This window comes from Pseudarthrobacter sp. O4 (assembly GCF_050157025.1).
Classification (GTDB): domain Bacteria; phylum Actinomycetota; class Actinomycetes; order Actinomycetales; family Micrococcaceae; genus Arthrobacter.
Map to the genome: position 1 here is coordinate 250730 of NZ_CP189591.1, position 22515 is coordinate 273244.

The following is a 22515-nucleotide window of genomic DNA, read 5'->3' on the forward strand; positions in this document are numbered from 1 at the left end:
GGGGTTTGGCGGGTCGTTAGTGGGCGGCGGGGCGTTCGGGGAGGGCCCAGGCGAAGGCGGTTTCCGCCGGTTCCTTGTATTCGAGGCCGATGTAGCCCCCGTAGCCGAGTTCGCGGCTGCGGGTGATCCATTGGCCGAGGGGGAGCTCACCGGTTCCGGGAGCCCCGCGGCCGGGGTTGTCGGCGATCTGGATGTGGCCGAAGTCCTTGGCGTGGTTCTCGATGACGGCCGCGACGTCGTCCCCGTTGACCGCCAGATGGTAGAAGTCCGCGAGGAGCCGGATGTTCCCCGCACCGGATTCATCCCTGACCCGGGCGATCACTTTCAGAGCATCGGCGGCGGTGAGAAGCGGGTACTTGGGGGCGCCGCTGACCGGCTCGAGCAGGACGGTGCCGCCGATCCTGGCGACGCCGGCGGCCGCGGTCGCGAGGTTTTCGGCGCCGATGGCGTCCTGTTTTTCTGCGGACTCGCCGTCGATCCGGTTGCCGTAGAGGGCATTGAAGGCCTTGCAGCCGAGACGCTCGCCGATGCCGGCAACAACATCGATGTTGTCCAGGAACTCTGCGGAGCGGGCAGGCCAGGACACCAGGCCCCGGTCCCCGCCGGGCATGTTGCCCGCGTTAAAGTTCAGGCCGGTGAGCTGGACTCCGGCGTCGGTCACGGCGCGCTCAAACTTGGTGACGTCCGCGTCGCCGGGGACGGAAGTTTCAAAGGGCCACCAGAATTCGACGGCGTCAAAGCCGGCAGCCTTCGCTGCGGCGGCGCGCTCCAGGATCGGCAGTTCCGTCAGCAGGATGGAGCAGTTCACTGTATAGGTCATTGCGTTTTTCTCCTGGGTTCATTCAGTTTCATAGTGCGGATGCAAACGTATGGATCTGAACGTGAAGGCGGATTGGGTTGAGCTGCCGCCAACTGCACATCACGATTGCACTGACTCTAGCCAGTCATTGCGTGGATATCGACGGCCTCCGTCAAAGTTCTCCGGGGCCCAGGATGAGCTGCGGCGTTTCCACCTGCACCTCAAAACGCAGCCGGCTGGCGGGAATGGCATGGCGCTGTCCGGGTAAGCCGGGTAAGTACGCAAGACCTATCTGCGGGGCGGGGTGGACTTCGACTCACCCCGGGGCAGGCTCATCCGGCGCGGGGAGAGTTGAGCGACCCCCGGGACAGCGAACGGCGCACTGCGAAGTCGAACCCCGCACGCCTGGAACTCTTGACTGTGACCTGCACCACAGCTACATTTGTTTCACGAAACGAAAGCTGTTTTCCGCAATGCGAAATTCAGCGTTCGTGAGCGCCACTCCGACAAGGTCGGCGTTCCCGCAGCGGCAGCACGGTTCCCGTCCAACACCAGCCCAAACCCGGGCAACGCTCTTTTCCGCCACACGGAGGTCTGCACCATGTCCCACCAGCACGGTCCCAGCTCGCGCGACGAGCACGGACATCCGCATCTGATTGACCCGGAGCCGTGGGGCACCGGTGACCCCGAGGTCGAGGAGATCGCCAGGGGAGGGCCAGCGGTCCCGGACCAAATGCCTGCGGGCGTGAGCCCCCGACTCTACAACGAGGACCTAGCGCCCACCATGCGCAAGGGCCGCACGTGGCACGCCTACAGCATCTTCACGCTCTGGGCGAACGACGTGCACTCGCTGGGTAACTACGTGTTCGCCATGGGACTGTTCGCCCTGGGACTGGGCGCCTGGCAGATCATGCTCGCCTTCCTGCTCGGCGCCGTCCTGCTGTTCCTGCTCCTGAACCTCTCCGGGTTCATGGGCGAGCGGACGGGTGTGCCGTTCCCGGTCATGAGCCGGATCGCGTTCGGCATCCGGGGCTCCAACATCCCCGCCATCGTCCGCGGCGCCGTGGCCGTGGCCTGGTTCGGCATCCAGACCTACCTGGCCTCGGTTGTGCTCCGGGTGCTCATCTTGGCCCTCGCGCCGTCCCTGGCGCCGCTCGATACGAACTCGTTCCTCGGACTCTCGACGCTGGGCTGGATCTCGTTCCTTGCGCTGTGGGCGGTGCAGACGGTGATCGTAAGCTTCGGCATGGAGATGATCCGCAAGTACGAGGCCTTCGCCGGCCCCATCATCCTGGTCACCATGCTCGCGCTGGCCGTCTGGATGTTGTTGGAGGCCGGCGGGTCCATCGCCTGGTCCACCGCCGATTCGCTGACCGGCACCGAGATGTGGGTGCGGATTTTCCAGTCCGCGGCGCTATGGGTGGTCGTCTACGGGACGTTCGTGCTGAACTTCTGCGACTTCACCCGGGGCGCGCCCTCAGAGCGGTCGGTGGTGCGCGGCAACTTCTTCGGCATCCCTATCAACATGCTATTCTTCGCCGCCATCGTCGTCGTCCTCTCCGGCGCCCGGTACAAGATCGACGGGACGGTCATCGAGTCGCCCACCGACGTCGTCAACGCCATCCCGAACACATTCCTGCTGGTGCTGGCCTGCCTGGCCCTGATCATCCTGACGGTGGCCGTGAATCTCATGGCCAACTTCGTGGCGCCCATCTACACGCTGGCCCATCTTTTTCCGCGGACCCTGGACTTCCGCAGGGCAGCCATCATCTCCGCGGCGATCGGCCTGGTGATCCTGCCGTGGAACCTGTACAACTCGCCCGTGGTCATCGTCTACTTCCTCGGCGGGCTGGGTGCCCTCCTGGGGCCGCTGTTCGGCGTGATCATGGCCGACTACTGGCTGGTCCGGAAGGGCAGGGTCAACATTCCGGACCTGTACTCGGAGTCCCCCGACGGGGAGTATGCGTACACCCGTGGCATCAACCGGAAGGCTGTCATCGCAGGTACACCGGCTGCGATCGTCGCCCTGGTGCTGGCTCTCGTCCCTGCGTTCACCTACATCTCCGGCTTCTCCTGGTTCGTCGGCGCGATCCTGGCCGCCGTCATCTACCTGCTGATCATGGACCGCCACGCGCCGTTTCTCGCCGTCGACGGCGAGGAGATCGCCGTCGCCCCCAGGCACTGACCGGCCCGACGATCTGCTGGCCGTCGCGGCTTTGGAGGTGGGCCCAGACATGGTGTCCTCTCATCTAAGGTGACCCACGAAAACCCCGGAATCTAGCGGATTGGGGCAACTAACCTGAGGCAGATTTCTTGCGTATTTATCACTTGAGTTGACTCAAACCGTCGAATCCGTCCGTCGGTTGGGTGCAAACGGCAGACTTACAGAGGCCGCGTCACCTTGTCCCGTTTGAGCAACGCTCAGGCGTGCGCCGGGACGTACGTTGCGAGAATCGCTCCCGTGGATGTTTGCTGGCTTTCGATGAGTCGCAGTGGCCTGGCCTGGCCGTCAGTGGGGAAGAGTCGCTTGCCGCTGCCGAGAAGTAGCGGGTCGATCATCAGCCGGAACTCATCGACCAGGTCCTCTTCGAGTAGGCTTTGCACGAGGTCAGGGCTCCCGATCACCAGCAGTTCGCCGTTCCCCGTTTGCTTCAAAGTGCGCACCGAAGTGCCGAGATCACCGCGCAGCAGGGTCGAGTTCCGCCACCCGAGTGGTTCGGTGAGAGTGGTAGAGGCCACGTACTTGGGACGTGAGTTCAGCGGTTGCGCTAGCGTCTGTTCCTCGGCGGATGCGTGTGGCCAGTGGGCGGCGAACACTTCATAAGTCCGGCGGCCGAGCAGGTAGCTGTCGGCCGTCGTCACGCTCGCGACGACGCGGCTCATCGACACGTCGTCGAAATATTGCGCGTGCCATCCGTCGTGTGCGAAACCGCCCTCGGTGTCTTCGTTTGCGTAGATGGGGGACTGGACGACGCCGTCGAGTGTCATCCATTCAGTCACGATCAGAGTGCGCATATTCGACTCCTTCTTGTTGCGTGCCCACCAGCCGGCGTCAACGAGCGTGGCGAGCTTGTCGAGAACATCGGTCCAGCCTGGACTGGCGTTGTCAGCGACGTCGGGCATCGCTGCGTAGAGGTCATCGAGGTGTTCGTGGACGAGCGTCAACGCTGTTGTGCCATCCCGTTCTTCGGTGAACGTGAGCGTGCGTCGCGAATCGAAGGTGGGGCCGTCGAGCCGATCCGGCCCGACGAAACCCCAGTTGAAAACGATTCGTGTATAGGGATCGAGCTCGAGGATCTCGCATTCGGATCCAGCTGCATCTCCTTTGCACGGTGATCTCACCCGCATCCCTCACCGGGCGATCTGGGACTGTCCCAGGTAATCCCCCAGGGAAAAGAGCACCTCCTGCCATCCGTCGTAGAAATACCCATCGCCCTTGCTCCCGTCGACGCCGCGCAGATCGAATGTCATGCGCGTGCCTTCGTGAACCGGCTCGAGGGTGACGGTAATGATTGGAGTGTCATCTGGGTCGCCGTTCGGGTGGCCCCAGGTGAACACGAGGCGCTCGAACGGCGCGACTTCGCGGTATACACCGCCGGTGATTACCTTGTCGCCGGTGGCGTCGTTCACCATCGTGTACGTGTAGCGGCCACCCACCCGTGCGTCGATTTCTACTTTTTCTCGAGGTGTGCTCGCTCCCCGTGGATGCCACCACTGCGCTGCGGAGTCTGGGTCGGTCCACGCCTTCCAGATCTCCTCGGGGGTCGCTTCGGACGAGGGTGAAGCCCTTGGACGCGTCGATCATCGTTATTCTCCTTCGCTATGGTTGTCGGTCGCGCGGCCGTGTTCACGGCGGTTCCTGAGATGCTCGTCGAGCAGGTCGAACCGTTCAATCCAGTCAGCGCGCTGCTGTTCGATCCACGCGGCCGCCTCATCCAAGCTGGCAGTCGCGAGCGAGCAGTCGTTCCACTGCGCCCTCCGATCTCGTGCCACGAGCCCCGCCTTCTCGAGCACCGTCAGATGCTGAGAAACGGCGGGTCTGCTCATCGGATAGTGCACCGCCAGATCGCTCACGGTGAGGGGGCCGCTTCGAAGTCGCATGAGGATGTCGCGGCGCGTCGGATCCGCCAAAGCGGCGAACGCCGTACTGAGTCGGTCCTGCGCGACCATGTAAGCACCTTCTTACGTAAGCGATAACTTACACGCTAGATCGATGAGTGGGGCCTGTCAAGAGGCGGCCCGTTTTTCGCGTAGCGGTCTGCCGACGCTGAATTCGGCGTAAGGCCCTTGGTTGCCTGGAAAGTTCTGATCTGCTGGCTTCACGCGGGTGTCCGGGCGGACGTCGAGCACAACAGCGGACCCGTCGCCACGGCGGACGAAATAATCCGGGACGTGCGAATCCCGGGGGAGCGGTGCAGGCCAGGCGATGCGGAAGGGCTGGGATGAGATACCGACAACGTCCGGGTCAAAGTCCATGCACATCAGGTGATCACGTTCGCACCAGGATTCGAACGTTGCGTTGCCCTTGAATGATGCCGGCGAACGGATGGGCCGGACAAGCTCAAACGGAACCATCCGGCAATCCGCCAGGAAGGCGGTTATTGGGGCGCCGTTGACAGTGCTGCCCGGCAAGAGTGTCAGACGCCGCCGTCGAGCGTCCCATAGCCCGGAGTCTAGCCATCCCAGCGGCCAGGATGCGTCACCTAAAGTGAGGCACGCCGGGGCAAATGCTCCAACTAACTCGAGACAGACCGGCCGGATGCGTCACCTAAAGTGAGACGCGTCGGGCCATTGGTTCAACTAACTTGAGACAAGGCAGTGTCCGGTCTCAGTGAAGTTGGCAACCTTGACGTGGGGTTTTGCCAAGCTTACTGAGACAGAGCTAGCCATGTCCGTCTCATTTAAGTTGGCAACTCCGTAAAGGAGCGGGTGGTCCGCTGGCCCGACGCGGCTGGTAGTTCCCGACGGGCGGCTGGCGACAACGGTGTGGTGTCCTTGGTACGGCTGTTGATCAGGTCTTCGGCAGTACTATTACGGCCGCCGTCGGCGTTTTCTGAGCCACCGGCGAGATTGCCGGCATCACCGGCCGCGTTCGTAGCGTCTATCGCCGGGACCTTCATCAGACGAGATGTTGCCCTTTCCGGTGCCGAACTTGACCGGCGGCACCGGCGTGTCCGTCGGTTCAGTCGAATACTGAGCCGTAGAAGCTCCGTGCGGTATCCGGGTCGGCCGAGCCGACCTCGAAGTAGTTCGCTGTGGCGGACATCGCGGTCTCCTTTCCATATCGGCTACAACGCAGGGGAGGCCGCCCTCCAGACCCCTCGGCGGCGGTCTCCCGAATCGCTAGGGCATGATCTTGTACAGATCGATGACGGTCTCTTCGGGCGGCGATGCGAATCCGCCCTCGATGCCGTGCTGCATCCGCGGAAGTAGGATGCTGTCGCGGAATTTCTCCCAGCTCTCCTTCGAGTCATGGACGGCCATGATCGTCCAACCCCCGGCGGAAGAGCCTCCGGCGTGGAAGATCTGACCGTCGGGCAGGCGCCCCTCGCCCGGGTGAACCGCGGCAATTGATGCCTCGTACTGTTCCTTGGTGCCTCCTGGGAAGAAGTGCACAATTCCGTATGGCGTGGCTTCCATATCTGCTCCTGGATAGTCGGAATGTGTTGGACATTGCCAACCATGAGACTCTGCCAGTCGGGATGTCAAGCAGTTGGCGTACAGAATGAAGGTTTCGGCTTCATTCTGACTTCCTACCAAGGCGTCAACGAGGGCGCTTAAGCCGTAGCAGCGGGAACCTCGTTCGGATTCCGTCAGGGCCTTCGGTCCCCGGGCCATCTGTCGAGACTGCCACGCGCCGCCGCCGTCGTCGTCCGTGAGGAGAATCCGCTGGCACCCAGGTCTGCGATCACGGGCCCGCCGGTGATTGTCTAGATTGTCCGGTTCGCAGGAGTTCCTTCGTGTTAGATTGCAGAACAGAGGCCCAGCAGGATGACACCACGCGCCGCGATTGTTGAAGGAAACTGCGGCAACACGACGGCGGCAAACGTGCTGTGCTGCGGGGCGATGTACCCCTTCCCGCACCTTGTGTGAACTCGTTGACTCCAAACATCAAGAGGACGACGCGGTCAGGTCTCGGTCAGGTCTCGGGCCCCTGTGTGAAGTAGTTGTAGGCGTCGTGGTAGGTGATCTTGGGCGGCCCCGGTATCCCGGCCTCTTCGCTGAAGGGGCCGATCTGATCCCGCGCGAAGGCGTCGTAGAGTTCGCGGGATTTCCAAAGGTCCGTGACGAGTATTCCGTTGTCCGTGGCCGCCACCCAGTGAGACAAGGCGCCGGCCGGGGCCGGCCCCTCCTTGGCGAGGCCCATTTTTACGATGACCTGGTCGTATTGCTCCAGGGTGGCGCCGTTGAACTCCATAATGACTGCAACAGCCATGTCCCTCTCCTCACAACCGGCAGACCGGCAGGAACCGGCCCTGCAAAATGAACGGATACGGTTTGTTCTACGCCCCGCAGGGAGGTTCGTCAACGTCCGGCCAAGGCCTGTGGACACAAGGATTGGGCGGCGCGTGACGCCGTTGGCCGCGCCGCGCGCCGCGCCATTCGGCCGCGATGGTGTCGCTTAGGATTTCGCCGACCAAGGCAGTGGTCGCATCCTAGCCCTCACGGTCGATCTGCAGATAGCTGAGTCCGCTCACATCGAGCCAGTAGCTGGTAGGAGTTTCCACGAGGCGCAGGAGGACGCCGTCGCATGATTTGCAGCGCACAACGATTCCGGGGGCATCGGTATAGACAGTCGCCTCACCGAAAGCCCATACGGCGCCGCAGTGCTTGCATCGTCCGATCGCTGCGATGATGTCGATGCGGAACAGTTCCCACAGCGGTCCTGCCGCCGCGTTTCCGTCGAGGTGAGGTATTGGATTGCCCGAGATTCCGCCGATGTCCTGATCCCCGAGGCGCGGGTCCTCGGCGCCCGGAGAAGCGGAGCCGTTGTTGCCAGTCACCGGGTTCCTCCCGTTCCGCCGAAGCGTTCGGTCTTGATTGAGGCGGCCGGGTAGCCCGCCTCCACGAGCCATTCCGCGACCGTTTCGACAAATATTGTCTGACCACAGATGAAGGTGTCCGGGGTGGCGTCCGGCGGCTGGATGTTCGCCAGCAGTGTTTCTGCCGTGAGCCGTTTCGGGGCAGTTGGCCAGCCCTGTGGCACGCTGCGGGTGTAGACGTAGTCGACGGTGAGCTTGGGGGATTGCTGGCCCAACGTGAGCAGCTCCTCCCGATAGAACCCAGCCTGGGGTGACTTGAGTGTGTACAGCAGCCGGAACGGTGAAGGATTCTCGGACGCCTCATGCGCCCGGATCATGGACATGAGCGGCACGACGCCGGACCCTCCTGCGATCAACTGAACCGGGTTCGTGTCCGTCGGCCGCCAGACGAACCAGCCGCCTACCGGGCCTCGGATCTCCAACTGATCGCCGACCGTCAGGTCCCTGACCAGATAGGGGGAGACCTCCCCGTTGACCAATTCGTCGACCGTGATCTCAATGATTTCGTCCATGCTGGCCGTCGCAACGGAGTAGGAGCGCACTGCCGTGTAACCGTCGTCGGCCGTAAGTCGGATATCGAGGTGCTGGCCGGCGAGGTTGCCCATCAAGCCGTCCACCCGTAGCCCGATGGTTCTGGAAGTTTCCGTTTCAGGAACGCCGCTGACGACGTCGGCGACGCGCCACAGGGTGCTCATTGGGCCTGCCTCATGAGTACCGCTCTTCACGCCAGGGGTCGCCGTGGATGTGGTAGCCGTTGGATTCCCAGAAGCCGGGAAGATCGTCCTGCGTCAGCTCGATGCCGTTGATCCACTTGGCGCTCTTCCAAAAATACAGATGCGGCACGAGGAGCCGGGCAGGTCCGCCGTGGGCTCGCTCCAATGGCTCGCCGTCGAATTCCCAGGCCACCCACGCCCGGCCGTCCAGAAGGTCCCCCAACGGTACGTTGGTGGTGTAGCCGCCGTAGGAGTGGGCCGTGCTGAACTCGCAGCTTGTTTCAACGTCCTCGAACAAGGTGTCTAGGGATACTCCGCGCCACGACGTGCCCGGCTTGGACCAGCTCGTCACGCAGTGGATGTCGGTCCGTATATCAACTTGCGGTAACGCCATAAACGCATCCCATGACCAGGTGTGGCGCCGCCCGTCCTCAGCCGCAATAAAGAATTCCCAGTCCTCGGTGGGGATATACGGTGCGGGCCCCGCCGTCAGCACGGGAAAGCTTCCCGTCTCGTATTGGCCCGGGGGTAACGCTGGATTGCCGGTCTGCCGTCTTCCATGAAAACCAGACGAGATGATGCCCATCATGTACCTCCGATGCCGAGCTACGCCCCATCGACTGTGATCGGTTCCCCAACGATATGGCAACCGCCGGACCGGGTCCAGACATTCACCGTTGCCTCAACGGCTCAGCTCCAGCCGCCGGTGGTGGGGCGGCCGCCTGCCCAGCCGTCACGCCCCACCCTAGACCGCGCTGCTCGCCCCGTCAGCCCCGTGCGCTGGCGGCGTTGACCGGCTTCGTCCCCTAGCGGTGTATCAGCTTAGCCAGTAGGAGTCGGATGTGAGGCGCAGGCCCGGAGCGCAATGATCCTAAGAGTAGTGACGGCAAGAGTTACTACAACTATGGTCCACAAGATGGTGCCTCCCAGTTACGCGGCTGCGGCCGGCAATGGTCCCCAGAGCTGGCCGACGGAAATGCACCAGGTGTCGGATACACCTTCGACCTGGCAGACCTGATCCAGGGCGAAGAGGTCCTGGACCTGGGCTCCGGCTCCGGAATGGACGCCCTCGTCGCAGCCCTCACCGTGGGCCCCAGCGGGCGGGTGGTCGGCCTGGACATGACCGAGGAACAGAACGCGAAGGCCGAAGGCCTCCGGAAGTCGGCGGACTTTCCCCAGGTCACGTTCACCCAGGGCCACATCGAAGAACTCCCCTTCAGAGACGCAAGCTTCCACTGCGTCATCTCCAACGGCGTCATCAACCTCTCCCCGGACAAACCAGCCGTCTTCCGCGAGGCGGCACGCGTCCTGCGGCCGGGCGGACGCCTGGCCATCACCGATATCGTCACCGAAAACAACTCACCCCTCAGACCGTCTGCAACGCCGACCTGTGGGCCGCCTGCATCAGTCAACGCCAGACCGGTGTCATCACCGGCGAGGTCGGCGCTGGCAAGACCGTCGCCGTCAGGGCCGCGCTGGCCCAGCTCGAAGCCTCCCGGCACCAGATCATCTATATCGCTGACCCCACGATCACGATGCGCGGGATCCACACGGCGATCGTGACCGCCCTGGGCGGGTCCCCGGCGTTCTACTCAGGGGTCCTGGCTTCCCAGACCGCGTCCTTGCTTGCCGGGGAACTGGACGAACGATCCCGCCTGCCCGTCGTTGTGATCGACGAGGCCCATCTGCTGGGCAACGCCGACCTGGAAGCCCTGAGGATGCTCACGAATTCCGAGATGGACACCGGCTCACACTTCGCGCTGCTGCTCATCGGCCAGCCGACCCTGCGTCGCAGACTCAAACTCGCGGTCCTGGCAGCCTTGGACCAACGAATCTCCACCCGCTTCGCGATCACCGGCATGGACCCGGCCAACACCGCGGACTACATCCGCCATCACCTCAAGTTCGCCGGCAGATCCGACACCCTGTTCTCCGATGACGCCGTCGCCGCGATCCACCAGGGATCGCGCGGCTATCCGAGGGCCGTGAACAACCTCGCTGTCTCCGCCCTGATCGCGACCTATGCCTCCGGCAAAGCCATCGTGGACCTCTCCGCGGCCCAGTCCGCGATCACCGAGAACAGCGAGTAGGAAAAAACCGCCGTCACCGATGACGGCCGCCACGTCAAACCGACGATGAATGCCCCGCCGACCTGGCGGGGCATTTTCATGCCCGGCCCGTCGTCACAGAGCCCGACTCCGTCATCGGCAAATAACGCGAAGCCTAACACACAAGCCGATCAACCCAAGACCAGCATCGCGTCCGCGGACGCGCCGGCCAACGACCGCGTCTTTGTAGCCGTACCTCGACCCACTACACGCAGCGCCTCCCAGCCTGCCCTGGACCGCGTAGCCGTAGAGGACAAGAGAGACATCCGTTGCTACTACGTGGCGGATCTGACCACCGAATACCAGGTTGCGGGATCCTCGGAGTCGCCAAGGCCCCCTTTCATGGGGGCCGGGATTGAGGAAGTCGGGTTCGACGCCAAAACCAATACAACCCCCGGAGATCCCAGCTCCGGGCTAATGCAGGTCAGCGATCCCATCAACCAGTGCCGCCGCGTGTGGGACATGGGAGGGATGATCCTGAAAGGAATCAACGACGACCTGGTTCCTGACGACTTCGTCTTACCGCCCCCCGGCGTCCCGGCCGAACACACCTCCGTTCCGGGAACGGGCAAAGACCAGAACGGGAACCCTCTCTACGCTGATCCCAACATCAGGACCTTCGGCAACTACATCCCGTTCCTCACCGAATGCGTCGTCGACGGAAAAGTGAGCGTTATTCCAGGTACAGCCGAGGTCTGCAACGAACTCGGCGTCCCTTCACTCGCCCTATAGCCGTTGCGAGGAAGCCTAGCGCCGCGGCAAGTTTCCTCGCCGCGGCGCCGGGCCCACCAAACGTCAGCCCCAAAAAACATGCGACCACGCCTTTGTGCCCGGTGAGGGATCCGGAACGGGAACCCTTACCGGGACGAACGAATCCGTCTCAGTTGCGGTCTAGAGAACCGCCATCATGAGCCGCGTAGCTTTTTCGGCGTGAAACACTAGCTCTCCAGTGGCTCCGGCGGGATGAGCCCCCGAAAAGGCTCAATACGGGACTCGAATTCGCTGCGGTCTTCCGCTGCCAAAAGACCGTTAGCCCCGTAACTCAACGCCAGCGTATTCATCTGCCACTGTGATCCTTCTGGCGGCCGGAGCCGCTCCTCGAAGGGGCCGTTAGTGTCCTTTGAAAGATCCTGGAACCTGAAGGATAGCCACTGACCTGCCCGACCCAGCGCGACCCCGGAAACAATAACTTGCTTGTCCGGAGTGAGCCCGCCTAGGTCTCGGATGCGGTCCTCGGCAGACCAGCTTTCCAGGCCGCCGATTGTCGGCGCCTCGTAGCCGTATCGGCGGGTAACCTCCCCGATGATGCTAATTGCCCGCTGCTTTTCTTCCCACGTCTGCGGCACGGTAGTGCTCTGGGATTCGGGACCGTTGACATTTGTGAGGAGTGACTCGCCTCCGTAGTGGTTCTCGCTTGGTCTATGAAACGGGCTGCCACCTGTGTCGCCCACCGGGGCCCATTCGAGCTGGAATTCCTCCGACAGAGCCGCCTTGATCTCGGCAACCATGGTGTGGCCCGCGTCGTAGCCCTGCTGCGGCGTCGGGCCTTCCAGGATCTGTGGGGATCGATCCCGGCGACACCTGGGTATTCGCGCCAGTACACGATGTGTTCTGTTCCATCGGAGTTTGTGGCCACGGTTGTCCGCCCAACAGCGTTGTCAAACATGTGGTGAACGATGCTGGCAACGGGAACCGCAGCTATCCCGACAACAATGAGGATTGCCGCTAGGATCCACCATCGACGGTAACCGCGCAACGTGAACTTTGACATCTACCAGCACCCCCATACTGTCGTTGCCACGACACTACAGGGGACCGGCGTGCAAGAGGTACGGTCGGTGGATGAAAGCAGAACTCGGATCCATCCCCTACGTGTCAGGCTGAGTTGAGGCCAGCGGCTCATAGCAACTCCGCAAAATCGTAGGGCGAGAATCAGGAACAGCATCAATGTCTATCTCCACAATTTCCCCGGTGCGGGAAGATGGGTCCATGAGTAATTCTGGCCCTCGCGCCGGCGGTCCAAGGCCTCGGCGGTCATTCACCCCGGCACAAAAGCTGGCCCATTTGGATGCCTACGAGACCGCCTGCGGGGACGGCTCCGGCGGCGGGGCCTACCTGCGGCGCGAAGGGATCTATTCCTCCCAGATCACCGAGTGGCGCAAACTCCGCGACGCCGGAGTGCTCGAGGGCAAGAAGCCCGGTGAGAAGATCGGCAAGCTCACTGCCGAGCAGGTCGAAATCGCCCGTCTACGCCGGCAGCTGGAGGTGAGTGAACGCAAGCTGGTACGGACGGAGGCCGCGTTGTCCATCATGGAAAAAGCACGGCAGCTTTTGGAGGATATCTCCGAAAGCGCGGAGCAGCAGCCCTGGTACAGGAAACCCTGATGGGCATCTACACGGACCTCACAGGGGCGGACATTCCGACCAGGGAAGCGGCCGTCCTGGCCGGCGTCCCGCGGGCGACCGCGACCCGCAAGCCCCGGATCCCGGTGGCCGTTTCGGCGCCTGTGCCGGCGAACAAAATCGGCCCCGCCGAACGGGCCCGCATCCTGGCCACCGTGAACTCGGAGCGTTTCGTGGACCTGGCCCCGGTACAGATCTACGCCCAGCTCCTGGACGAGGGGACCTACCTGTGTTCCATCTCAACGTTCTACCGGGTCCTGGCCGAGAACAGGCAGGTCAAGGAACGCCGCCGGCAGGCCCGCCATCCACCCCGGGCAATCCCGGAACTGCTCGCGACCGGCCCCGGCCAGGTCTACAGCTGGGACATCACCAAGCTGGCCGGCCCGGTCAAGGGCAAGTACTTCGATTGCTACGTGATGATCGACATCTACTCCCGCTACATTGTCGGCGTCTACGTCCACGCCCACGAGTCAGGGGAGCTGGCGGTGGAAATGATGAAGGAAATCTTCGGCATCCACGGCATCCCGCAGATCGTGCACGCGGACCGCGGCACCTCCATGACGAGCAAAACCGTTGCCGCACTGCTGTCCGATCTGGAGGTGACCAGGTCACATTCGCGGCCCCGGGTAAGCAACGATAACCCGTTCAGCGAGGCGTGGTTCAAGACATTGAAGTTCGCACCCGTCTTCCCTGAACGCTTCGGCTCCCTGGCCGACGCGAGGACCTTCACGGCCGCCTTTGTTGAGCAATACAACCATCGCCATTGCCACACGGGGATCGGCCTAAATACCCCGGCAGACGTCCACTACGGCCTTGCCGCCGCGAAAGCCACCGAACGTTCCCTGACGCTGGCCGCAGCCCGGGAGAGAAGCCCCGAACGATTCAGCACCAGACGGGATCCGAAAATCCTGGCCATCCCCGACGCGGCATGGATCAATAACCCATCCAACAGAATGGCTACGGCAGTAGCCGCCTAACTCCCGCTGGCCTCAATCGCCTTGACAAATTCCGATCCGCCAGCCGGATGAAGTAGTCCGGCACATGTGAACGCTGGGGGAGTGAGGTGGACAATGCGATGCGGAAGGGTTGGGACGCGATCCCGGTTACGTTGGGGTCGAAGTCCAACGACATCAAATTATCGCGTTCGCACCAGGACTCGAAGCCGACGTGGCGCTGGTTCGTGGCGCACCACCAGAGGCCGGCAAAGTTGTGTTGTCCCTTGAAGGCAGCCGGGCGCCGGATCGGCAGGGCGTTCTCAAACGGGACCATCCAAGACTCGGCAAGAAGGCCGGTCGTGGGCGCAGGGGAATACTGCCCCCTGAAGGTCAGGGTGCCTGGAGCAATGTCGCGTCCGGCACAAGCCTCGGACGCCGCCGCAGCGTGTCCATGCCTTAACTGTAGTGAGACGGAACCGGCTGATGCCTTAAGTGAAGAGAGACACGCCGCGCCAATGCCTTAAGTGTGGTGAGACAGAAACCGCCAATGCATCATCTGTAGTGAGATTGCCTCAACTTAGATGAGACAGGACAACGGCAGCGGGCCAGGCCCAAATGATTCATCAGATGAGATACGCAGAGTACTACTTTACATAATGTTGATTATCGGCGTAGTGGGTATCCGGTTAGCTCAGGTTGTGCTTTTCGATCCCGGACCGTGGGCGACGATTTGGCGATAGGTGGCTGGCGCCTGCTGTGCGCCGAGACCGAGCAGGGATTGGAAGGCCGCCATGGGTGTGCTGCGCCGGTTGTAGCGGAACGTGAACTCGTCGAGGTACACCTGCAGGTGTTCATTGCCCACGGAGCGGTGGGTTCCCCGCAGCCATGTCTTGAAGTTGCTGATGGCGCGGTGCACGCGGGGAAGGACAGGGTCGGGGTCGCCGGCTCTTTTGGCGGCCCGCTGGGATCGCGGGCGGTGGTCGTAGCCTTTGTTCCTCAACGGGACGTACCCCATCCAGCCGTCGGTGTGCACGATGGCGCCGGGAGCCACAGTGTCTGTCACGAAAGTGCCCAAGGTGTCGCCGGACGCGTTGGGGATCACCTTCATCCGGACGCATCCGGAGCCCTGACCACGCACCTCCACCGCCACGACTATCTGCGCGGCCCGGGCCGTGAGATTTCTGCCGCCGCGCCGGCCCACCTCCGGGCCGCCGACTTCGCATTCGTCCACCTCTACCTCGCCGGTCAGCAGGGTGCGTTCGGGGTTGACCATGGCGCGGCGCAGTTTGTGGAGCATGGTCCAGGCCGTCTCGTAGCGGCTGAGTCCGAGCTGGCGCTGCAGCTGCCTGGCCGAGATCCCCGGAGTTCCCGTCGTCATCAGGTAGGCCGCCCAGAACCACAAATGCAGTGCAGTGTGGGTCTTGTGGAGCACGGTACCGGCTGTCAGCGAAACCTGGTAACGGCATGCGGCGCATTCCCACAGCCCCCGCGCCGCCACGGGCCAGGCGGACTCCCCCTTGCACCGGGGACACGAATAGCCATCCGGCCAGCGGCACTCAAACAGATAGCCCAGGCAAGCCTGCTCGTCGCCGAATCTCGCCTGGAACTCCAGAATCGTCTTCGGAAAGTCCGGTCTCGACATTTACGCAGTCTACCTGAGCTAACCGGATACCCACTATCGGCGTTATGGGAGCGTGCGCGGGCGGGGCTGGACAACCGGGGCGGATCCTGATGGTCCGATGCGGATTGTCCCGGCCTTTGCCTCGGCGATTCCATTGTCTTAAGCGCTGGCCTCACTGAGAATGAACCATGACGGTCTACCTGAGGTCCCTGGAAACTGCTGTTCCGCCAACTGTCCTGATCCAAACCGAAGCCCGCGACGTGTTTGCGGCCCAGCCCGGGCTGACCCGACTCGGCACCCGGCTTGTCAGCACCTGTTTTGACTCGGCAGCCATTGACACCCGGTATACGGCCGTTGCGGAAATGACCCTCGACAGCCGGGCGGAGAATCCCCGGTTTTTTGATTCCGCCACCGGCCTGCTCCTCAGTCCCAGCACCAAGGTGCGGAACGATATTTTCGCTACCGAGGCCACGAAACTCTTTGTTGAGGCGGCGCAAAAGGCCCTGGACGCCTGCCCGGGAATAGATCTACTTGACATAACTCACCTGGTCACGGTTTCCTGCACCGGATTCTTCAACCCAGGTCCCGACTACAAGATCGTCCGCGCCCTCGGGCTGAACCCGGCCGTGCAGCGGTACCACCTCGGCTTCATGGGCTGCTACGCGGCGTTTCCCGCGCTGCGGGCCGCCAAGTCCTTCTGCGAGGCGGCCCCGGACGCCGTGGTGCTCGTGGTCTGCGCGGAACTTTGCTCACTCCATGTCCGGACATCCAACGATCCGGACACCATCATGGGATCTGCCCTGTTTGCCGACGGTGCGGCTGCGGCAATCGTCAGCGCGCGGGACATCCCCGGCGAAGCTCCGCTCCTGCAGCTGGACCACTTCGAAACGGTCCTGACGCCCGTCGGTGAGGAATCCATGGCCTGGAACATCGGCGACGAAGGGTTCGAGATGGTCCTCGGCAACTACGTCCCGCACATCATCGACGACCACATCATCGGCGCCCTGGAACCGCTGCTGTCCCGGGAGAGTTCCCTGCTCGGACTCCCCTACCGCGACATCCGGCACTGGGCCATCCACCCCGGCGGCCGCAGCATCCTGGACAAGGTGCAGTCCCGGCTGGACCTCAGCGACGAGCAGCTGGTGCCGGCCCGTGAAACGCTCCGGAACTTCGGCAATATGAGCAGCGCGACGGTGCTGTTCGTGATCAAGCACATCCTGGATCTTCCGGCCGAAGACGGCGACGGGCGGATTTGTTCAATGGCGTTCGGGCCCGGGCTGACGGTGGAGACGGCGCTGTTCACGAAGCTCCGCGACCACCGCTCGGCGGAGTCCTGCCGGCCGGAGCGAAGCGCCGCCTCCGCGCAGCCGGAATCCGCGCTGGCCTGAGGGGCGCCACGTGCAGCTCCTGCGGGAACGTGCGGCTGACGCCGTCGAGGAAATGGATCTGCCTGGCTGCGACCCGGCACGGCTGGACCGCACCTACGCGCAGTTCGCGCTGGTCAACCGGGCCGTCTCCGGCTGGCGGGACATCTACCTGCGCCAGCTCAGGCCACGGCTCCGTGCCGGCTCGGCCACCACGCTGCTGGACATCGGCTGCGGCGGCGGCGACGTGCCGGTGATGCTGTCCCGCTGGGCCACCCGGGACGGCCTCAGACTCGAGATCACCGCCATTGACCCGGATCCGCGCGCCAGCCGATTCGCCATGGAACGGCACCGGACCGCCCGCGTGACGTTCCGGCAGGCGACGGCATCCGGACTGGCCCGCGAGGGCTGCAGCTATGACTTTGTTGTGTCCAATCACGTGCTCCACCATCTGGCCGCAGACGAGCTGCCCGATTTCCTGGCAGAGTCGGCGAAGCTGTGCCACGGACAGGTGATCCACAACGACCTTCGCCGCAGCGCCCTCGCCTATGCGCTGTTCTTTGCCGGCTCCTGGCCCTTCACCGGCTCCTACATCCGGAAGGACGGCCTGACCTCCATCCGGCGGAGCTATACCGCGGCGGAGCTGCGCGCCGCCGCTCCCCCGGGCTGGAACGTGGCCCGCCACTCCCCCTACCGGAATCTGCTGATCCTCGAGAAAAACGCCGACACCAGCACCGACAAAGGCGCCGCGGGTGGCTGAGGTCCTGATCGTCGGCGCCGGGCCGGTGGGATTGTTCATGGCCGCCCTGCTGCTGCAAAGCGGCGTGCGGGTCCGGGTGCTCGAACAGCGAACGGAGCGGGACCAGCACTCCCGGGCCATCGGCATCCATCCCCCGGCGCTGGACGTGCTGCGGCGGATCGGCGTCGCGCAGGAGCTGGTGGCACAGGGGGTCCCGATCCGTCGCGGCATCGCCCTAGGCGGCGGCCGGCAACTCGCCCAGATGAGCTTTGCCGGCGTGTCGTACAGATTCCCTTTCGTCCTGTCCCTGCCGCAGAGCCGTACCGAGGCTGTCCTCGAACAGCGCGTCAGGGAGCTCGATCCCGGCGCCCTGCACCGCGGTGTCCGGCTCACCGGCCTGCACGACGACGGCGGACGGGTCGGGGTGGAGGGCAGCTCACCCGCCGGTCCGGTGCGGCATTCGGCGGCCCTCGTGATCGCCGCCGACGGCGTCCGCTCTGCGGTGCGGACCCTGCAGGGAACGGCCGTGAGGGCCAAGCACTATCCCGACAGCTACCTGATGGGCGACTTTGCCGACAGCACATGCTTCGGCCCGGATGCGGCCCTCTTCCTGGCCCCGGAGGGGATCGTCGAGTCCTTTCCCCTGCCCGGCGGGCTGCGCCGCTGGGTCATCCGGCTGGACCGTACGATGCCCGCCTGGAACCCCGAAACGAACCCCGGACCTAACAACCTGCCTGGCGCCTGCTGGCTGGCGGAGCAGGTCCGGGAACGGACAGGCATCGACGTCGACGCCGGCAGCAACAGCATGCTCAGCAGCTTCGGAGTGCGGTCCAGGCTGGCCCGCCGGATGGTGACCGGCCGGACGGTGCTGATCGGCGATGCCGCCCATGAGGTCAGCCCCATCGGAGGCCAGGGCATGAACCTGGGCTGGCTCGACGCGGTGGCGCTGGCCCCGCTCGTGCTCGCCGCCCTGCAGGGTGACGGCGTGGGAGCGCAGCTGCGCAGTTTCGAACGGAGCCGGATGACGGCAGCAGCCAGGGCGGTACGGCAGTCCGAGTTCAACATGGCGCTGGGCAGGCCCTTCGGCGGCGGACTCCTCAACATCCGCAGTCACGCCATCGCGGCGGCCGCCGCCGTTCCTGCCGTGAATTCGTTTGTGGCCCGCCGGTTCACGATGCAGTGAGCAGGGAGGGCGCGGTCAGGGGGTCTGCTCAGTCATAGAAAAGGCCAGCCGAACGGTCCCGGCCGGGCACCCGGTGGCACCATTGGGGAGGATTAGACTGACCGCATGGCTTGCCTCCCCGCGAAGCACCGGCGCACAGCAATTCCAGCAACACTGCCAACAGCCCTCCGAACTGCGCTCCCAGCAACCGCGTTGGCGGCAGTGCTGGCCGTCATGACGGCGTGCAGCGCGGGAGGCGGAAGTGCAGCCGGCACCGGCGAGACACCGCAGGCCTTCCCTATTAGTGCCGAGATCAACCAGCTCCGCGACAACTACAGCAAGCAGATCGTCTCGATCCAGCTCACCAACAACTCCGAAGGCGTGTTGACCGTGTTGGGTGCCCGGCTGGGGAGTGCCCTGTTCACGGCGGAGATCGGCTGGCAGGCGCCGCCCGGCGGGATCGAGCTCCCGCCGGGCCAGACCAAGAGTCTCCCGGCCCAGTTGCCGGCGCCGGTCTGCGGCCCGGCGGACGGCCCGGCGGACGACGCCCCGACAGTATCCCTCCGGATGGCCCGGGCCCCGCAAACGACGCCGGTGGCCGCCTCGCCCGGCGAAACGGTAGCGGTGGCCGCGGCCGACCCCTTCGGCGTCCTGAGCCGGAACAACACCGAAATGTGTCTCGCGCAGGCGGCAGCCGCGGTCGCCGGATTCCAGCTGGATCCGGCACTGGAGGTCGCCGCGGACGGCCGGACCGCCGTCGTGCGCCTCCTCATTACACCCCGCGACGCCGGCCCGGCGGCTGACCCGGCTTCCTTGACGATCGACCGGATTGAAGGCACCACGCTGCTGGCAGAGGACCAGTCCGCCCCGTGGCCCCGCGCCATTCCGGTGCCCGCCGGCGGGGAGCGCCGGGAGCTCCGGCTGCGTATCAGGCCAGCCCGCTGCGACCCGCACGCGGTGGCGGAGGACAAAATCGGGACGCTGCTTCCGCTCCGGGTGACCGTGGGAGGACGGGACGGGCTGCTGAAGGTCGACGCCGGCGCCCTCCTGCGGGGACGCATCTACGACTTTGTGACGACGGCATGCGGACGCCAGTAGTCTGTTGCCATGTCACCAGACGCCAAGCCCACGGACTTCAGCGCCGCACGTATTCACGAAACCGTCCAGCAGATTCTTACCGCCGGGATGCTTCCGACGATTGTCCAGGCGGGCCACCCGGTTCTCCGGCACGTGGCCGCGCCCTTCGACGGCCAATTGACTTCGGCGGAACTGGGCCAGCTGATCGACCTCATGCGCAGCGTCATGCACAAAGCACCAGGCGTCGGCCTCGCCGCCCCACAGCTCGGCATTCCGCTGCAGCTGGCTGTTCTCGAGGACCAGTTCGACGTTGACCCCGAGGTCGCCGCCGTCCGCGGGCGGGAGCCGTTGCCATTCTTCGCCATGCTGAACCCTTCCTACCGCCCGCTCGGCGCCTCGACAGTGGCGTTTTACGAAGGATGCCTGTCCCTCAACGGCCTGCAGGCCGCCGTGTCCCGGCCCGCATCCGTCCGGCTTGACTTCATGGCGCCGGACGGAACCGCCCGGCAGCGGGACTTCAGCGGCTGGCAAGCGCGGATCGTCCAGCACGAGACTGACCACGTACACGGGATCCTGTACTTGGACAGGGCGGAGCTCCGATCCATCAGCAACAATGCCGAGTACTCCGCCCGGTGGGCCCAGCCGGACATCGGCCTCGCCCGGCAGGAACTCGGGTTTCTGCCGGACGCGCCGGCTGCAGCCAGCGCCTCGTCCGCCAGCGCCTCGTCCGCCGGAGCCGGGTCCGCCGGAGCTGGGTTTGCGGCCGTCGGGAGGTGACGGGCCCACCACCGCAGGATCTCCTCGAAGCGCTGCTTCCGGTGGTGCGGCGTTCCGGAGCGTGAGAGGCCAGTACGTCCTGCATGTCCAGCCTGCCCATCTTTTCCTCGATGGCCCGCCCGTGCGCAGCGCCGCAGAGAAGGCCGCAGAGAAGTCAGTCAGCAGCCGCCGCTCGCCCGGCGCCCGCACGCCGGCACGGGGCCGCCCTAGGATGGACAGTATGCTTCCCGCGTCCGTTGCCTCCGCCTTGCTGTGCCCGGTCTGCCGGAACAGCCTGAAGTTCGGTGACGGCTCCGGCCAGACCCTGGTATGCCCGGCGGGCCACAGTTTCGACGCCGCCAAACAGGGCTACTTCAACTTCCTGGTCGGCAAGGGCACCGTCTTCGAAGCGGACGCGGCTGACATGGTGGCAGCCCGCTTTGAGTTCCTCTCCGCCGGGCACTACCGGCCGCTCGCCGATGCGGTGGCTGAACTGTCCGCTCCGGTCCTCGCAGGCGGTCCCGGCGGCAGGCCGGCCACGGTGCTCGACGCCGGAACCGGGACCGGCCACTACCTTCGGGCCGTGCTGGACAGGATGCTGCTGGACGGAGCACCCGCCACCGCCATCGGAGTGGACATTTCGAAATTTGCGCTCCGCCGTGCGGCCAAATTGAACCCGGAAGCGGTGAACCTGGTCAGCGATGTGTGGCAGCCGCTGCCGGTCGCGGACGACGCCGTCGACGTCGTCACCGTAGTCTTCGCGCCGCGCAACGCGGCAGAGTTCGCCCGAGTACTGCGCCCCGGCGGACGTCTTGTGGTGGTGACGCCCCGGCCCGGTCATCTCGCGGAGGTCGCCGGGCAGACCGGCATGCTCGGCATCGAACCGGCGAAAGATGAACGTCTCGCGGCCTCGCTGGAGGGGCATTTCTCCGCCTCTACCTCCCAGGACCTGGACGTGCCGCTGGCCCTTTCCCCTGCCGACGCTGCGAGACTGGCCCTGATGGGCCCGGCCGGACACCATCTGGACCGCGTCGCCCTCGCCACGCTTTCTGCGGGGCTTCCGCCGGTGACCGCGGTGTCCGCCCGGTTCAGGATCAGCGTCTTCACACCCCGGTCCTGAGCCCGGTTCCTTACCCCTGCCGGGAGAAGCCAAAGTAACGAGTTGGCCACGTTGCCGAACAGTCTTCCGCTGCCCCCCGCTGCCCGCAACCTTCGGCTTAGGATGGAATGACAGTTACTGAGGGTCTGCGCCGGCAGCCCCCGGGGCGAAGGGGGAAAAGATGTTTGACTGGCTGGCCGAAAACTGGTGGGCATTGTGGCTCACCGGCTTCCTGGCGTTCGCCGTCGTGGAGATGATCACTCTCGACCTTTTCTTCATCATGCTCGGCGGTGGCGCCCTGGCCGGGCTGCTGGCCGACTTCGCCGGCGCAGACTTCTGGCTCCAGATCGTGGCCTTCTGCGTGGTCTCCCTTCTCATGATCGGCTTCGTGCGGCCCGTCGCCCTCAAGCATCTCCACCGGGGCCCGGCGGAGCAGCGCAGCAATATCGAACGCCTGATCGGCGAATCCGCGCTGGTCATGGAACCCGTCAGCGAGAGCGGCGGACTGGTCAAGATCGGCGGGGACGTCTGGAGCGCCCGCTCCGAGACCGGTGTCCTCGCGCCCGGCCAGCACGCCGTCGTGAGCGCCATTGACGGTGCAACGGCCGTCGTGGCCCCGCAGCCGGAAATTTCAAGTCAGTAGGCGCAGGTCAGTACACGCTGGTCGGCGGACGCTGGTCGGCAGACGCAATGCAG

The 22515-nt window shown here is 64.6% G+C and carries 24 protein-coding genes and 1 pseudogene; 12 read left to right on the forward strand and 13 right to left on the reverse strand.

All coding sequences use genetic code 11. From position 1 onward, the window contains the following. Nucleotides 1-16 precede the first annotated feature (16 nt). Nucleotides 17-820 carry a hydroxypyruvate isomerase family protein gene (locus ACQCSU_RS01140; RefSeq protein ID WP_426977791.1) on the reverse strand — a complete coding sequence of 268 codons (804 nt, stop codon included), beginning with the start codon at nt 818-820 and terminating at the stop codon, nt 17-19. A 712-nt stretch (nt 821-1532) separates the two neighbouring features. On the opposite strand from ACQCSU_RS01140, the gene ACQCSU_RS01145 reads away from it, so the two are divergent. Further along, on the forward strand, nt 1533-2984 hold the full coding sequence (locus tag ACQCSU_RS01145) for an NCS1 family nucleobase:cation symporter-1 (protein WP_426979900.1): 1452 nt from the start codon (nt 1533-1535) through the stop codon (nt 2982-2984). 236 nt (nt 2985-3220) lie between these two features. Here the strand turns inward: ACQCSU_RS01145 and ACQCSU_RS01150 are convergent, their stop codons facing one another. From ACQCSU_RS01150 to ACQCSU_RS01190, 9 genes are all read right to left on the reverse strand, one after another. After that, on the reverse strand, nt 3221-4141 hold the full coding sequence (locus tag ACQCSU_RS01150) for a dihydrofolate reductase family protein (RefSeq protein WP_426977792.1): 921 nt from the start codon (nt 4139-4141) through the stop codon (nt 3221-3223). A gap of 9 nt (nt 4142-4150) precedes the next feature. After that, nucleotides 4151-4552: an SRPBCC family protein gene (locus tag ACQCSU_RS01155; protein ID WP_426979901.1), complete on the reverse strand. Its 402-nt coding sequence runs from the start codon at nt 4550-4552 to the stop codon at nt 4151-4153. Nucleotides 4553-4606: 54 nt separating this feature from the next. After that, nucleotides 4607-4969, reverse strand: coding sequence for an ArsR/SmtB family transcription factor (locus tag ACQCSU_RS01160; protein ID WP_426977793.1), 363 nt, complete (start codon nt 4967-4969; stop codon nt 4607-4609). A 57-nt stretch (nt 4970-5026) separates the two neighbouring features. After that, nucleotides 5027-5374 carry a hypothetical protein gene (locus ACQCSU_RS01165; RefSeq protein ID WP_426977794.1) on the reverse strand — a complete coding sequence of 116 codons (348 nt, stop codon included), beginning with the start codon at nt 5372-5374 and terminating at the stop codon, nt 5027-5029. A 768-nt stretch (nt 5375-6142) separates the two neighbouring features. After that, on the reverse strand, nt 6143-6439 hold the full coding sequence (locus ACQCSU_RS01170) for a hypothetical protein (protein WP_426977795.1): 297 nt from the start codon (nt 6437-6439) through the stop codon (nt 6143-6145). Nucleotides 6440-6938: 499 nt separating this feature from the next. Next, nucleotides 6939-7235 (reverse strand): hypothetical protein, encoded by a 297-nt coding sequence (locus tag ACQCSU_RS01175; protein WP_426977796.1) that lies wholly within the window; start codon nt 7233-7235, stop codon nt 6939-6941. 220 nt (nt 7236-7455) lie between these two features. After that, on the reverse strand, nt 7456-7803 hold the full coding sequence (locus ACQCSU_RS01180; RefSeq protein WP_426977798.1) for a DUF6510 family protein: 348 nt from the start codon (nt 7801-7803) through the stop codon (nt 7456-7458). Next, on the reverse strand, nt 7800-8537 hold the full coding sequence (locus ACQCSU_RS01185; protein WP_426977799.1) for an FAD-binding oxidoreductase: 738 nt from the start codon (nt 8535-8537) through the stop codon (nt 7800-7802). The genes ACQCSU_RS01180 and ACQCSU_RS01185 overlap by 4 nt, the downstream gene beginning before the upstream one ends. A gap of 10 nt (nt 8538-8547) precedes the next feature. After that, nucleotides 8548-9141: a sulfite oxidase-like oxidoreductase gene (locus tag ACQCSU_RS01190; protein WP_426979902.1), complete on the reverse strand. Its 594-nt coding sequence runs from the start codon at nt 9139-9141 to the stop codon at nt 8548-8550. A 455-nt stretch (nt 9142-9596) separates the two neighbouring features. On the opposite strand from ACQCSU_RS01190, the pseudogene ACQCSU_RS01195 reads away from it, so the two are divergent. The 3 genes and pseudogenes from ACQCSU_RS01195 to ACQCSU_RS01205 all read left to right on the forward strand — a co-directional run. Continuing rightward, a pseudogene (locus ACQCSU_RS01195) lies at nt 9597-9860 on the forward strand (methyltransferase domain-containing protein); the annotation flags it as partial. A 122-nt stretch (nt 9861-9982) separates the two neighbouring features. Then, entirely contained in the window at nt 9983-10645 is a 663-nt protein-coding gene (locus tag ACQCSU_RS01200) for an ExeA family protein (protein ID WP_426979903.1), read from the forward strand. A 360-nt stretch (nt 10646-11005) separates the two neighbouring features. Continuing rightward, a complete protein-coding gene (locus tag ACQCSU_RS01205; RefSeq protein ID WP_426977800.1) occupies nt 11006-11395 on the forward strand; it encodes a hypothetical protein in 390 nt (129 codons plus the stop codon). A 206-nt stretch (nt 11396-11601) separates the two neighbouring features. Here the strand turns inward: ACQCSU_RS01205 and ACQCSU_RS01210 are convergent, their stop codons facing one another. Then, nucleotides 11602-12171, reverse strand: coding sequence for a hypothetical protein (locus tag ACQCSU_RS01210; protein ID WP_426977801.1), 570 nt, complete (start codon nt 12169-12171; stop codon nt 11602-11604). Nucleotides 12172-12652: 481 nt separating this feature from the next. Here ACQCSU_RS01210 and ACQCSU_RS01215 point away from each other — a divergent pair. Next, a protein-coding gene (locus ACQCSU_RS01215; protein WP_426977257.1) for an IS3 family transposase occupies nt 12653-14043 on the forward strand; the annotation gives its coding sequence in 2 pieces (ribosomal slippage) (nt 12653-13004 and nt 13004-14043; 1392 coding nt in all). Here the strand turns inward: ACQCSU_RS01215 and ACQCSU_RS01220 are convergent. Both ACQCSU_RS01220 and ACQCSU_RS01225 read right to left on the reverse strand, forming a co-directional pair. Beyond that, entirely contained in the window at nt 14024-14335 is a 312-nt protein-coding gene (locus tag ACQCSU_RS01220) for a TnsA-like heteromeric transposase endonuclease subunit (protein ID WP_426977802.1), read from the reverse strand. The two genes, ACQCSU_RS01215 and ACQCSU_RS01220, sit on opposite strands and share 20 nt — an antisense overlap. Before the next feature lie 357 nt (nt 14336-14692). Further along, nucleotides 14693-15643, reverse strand: a complete 951-nt coding sequence (locus ACQCSU_RS01225) for an IS1595 family transposase (protein WP_426977803.1) — start codon at nt 15641-15643, stop codon at nt 14693-14695. 167 nt (nt 15644-15810) lie between these two features. On the opposite strand from ACQCSU_RS01225, the gene ACQCSU_RS01230 reads away from it, so the two are divergent. The 7 genes from ACQCSU_RS01230 to ACQCSU_RS01260 all read left to right on the forward strand — a co-directional run bounded on the left by ACQCSU_RS01230 (nt 15811) and on the right by ACQCSU_RS01260 (nt 22462). Continuing rightward, nucleotides 15811-17010 (forward strand): type III polyketide synthase, encoded by a 1200-nt coding sequence (locus tag ACQCSU_RS01230; protein WP_426977804.1) that lies wholly within the window; start codon nt 15811-15813, stop codon nt 17008-17010. A gap of 52 nt (nt 17011-17062) precedes the next feature. Continuing rightward, nucleotides 17063-17746: a class I SAM-dependent methyltransferase gene (locus ACQCSU_RS01235; protein ID WP_426979904.1), complete on the forward strand. Its 684-nt coding sequence runs from the start codon at nt 17063-17065 to the stop codon at nt 17744-17746. Further along, nucleotides 17739-18908, forward strand: a complete 1170-nt coding sequence (locus tag ACQCSU_RS01240) for an FAD-dependent oxidoreductase (RefSeq protein WP_426977805.1) — start codon at nt 17739-17741, stop codon at nt 18906-18908. The genes ACQCSU_RS01235 and ACQCSU_RS01240 overlap by 8 nt, the downstream gene beginning before the upstream one ends. Before the next feature lie 201 nt (nt 18909-19109). Then, nucleotides 19110-19985 carry a hypothetical protein gene (locus tag ACQCSU_RS01245; RefSeq protein ID WP_426979905.1) on the forward strand — a complete coding sequence of 292 codons (876 nt, stop codon included), beginning with the start codon at nt 19110-19112 and terminating at the stop codon, nt 19983-19985. A gap of 9 nt (nt 19986-19994) precedes the next feature. Beyond that, nucleotides 19995-20741, forward strand: coding sequence for a peptide deformylase (locus tag ACQCSU_RS01250; protein ID WP_426977807.1), 747 nt, complete (start codon nt 19995-19997; stop codon nt 20739-20741). Nucleotides 20742-20961: 220 nt separating this feature from the next. Continuing rightward, nucleotides 20962-21840 (forward strand): methyltransferase domain-containing protein, encoded by an 879-nt coding sequence (locus ACQCSU_RS01255; RefSeq protein WP_426977808.1) that lies wholly within the window; start codon nt 20962-20964, stop codon nt 21838-21840. Between the two features lie 160 nt (nt 21841-22000). Further along, nucleotides 22001-22462 carry an NfeD family protein gene (locus tag ACQCSU_RS01260; RefSeq protein ID WP_426977809.1) on the forward strand — a complete coding sequence of 154 codons (462 nt, stop codon included), beginning with the start codon at nt 22001-22003 and terminating at the stop codon, nt 22460-22462. Nucleotides 22463-22515: the final 53 nt, after the last annotated feature.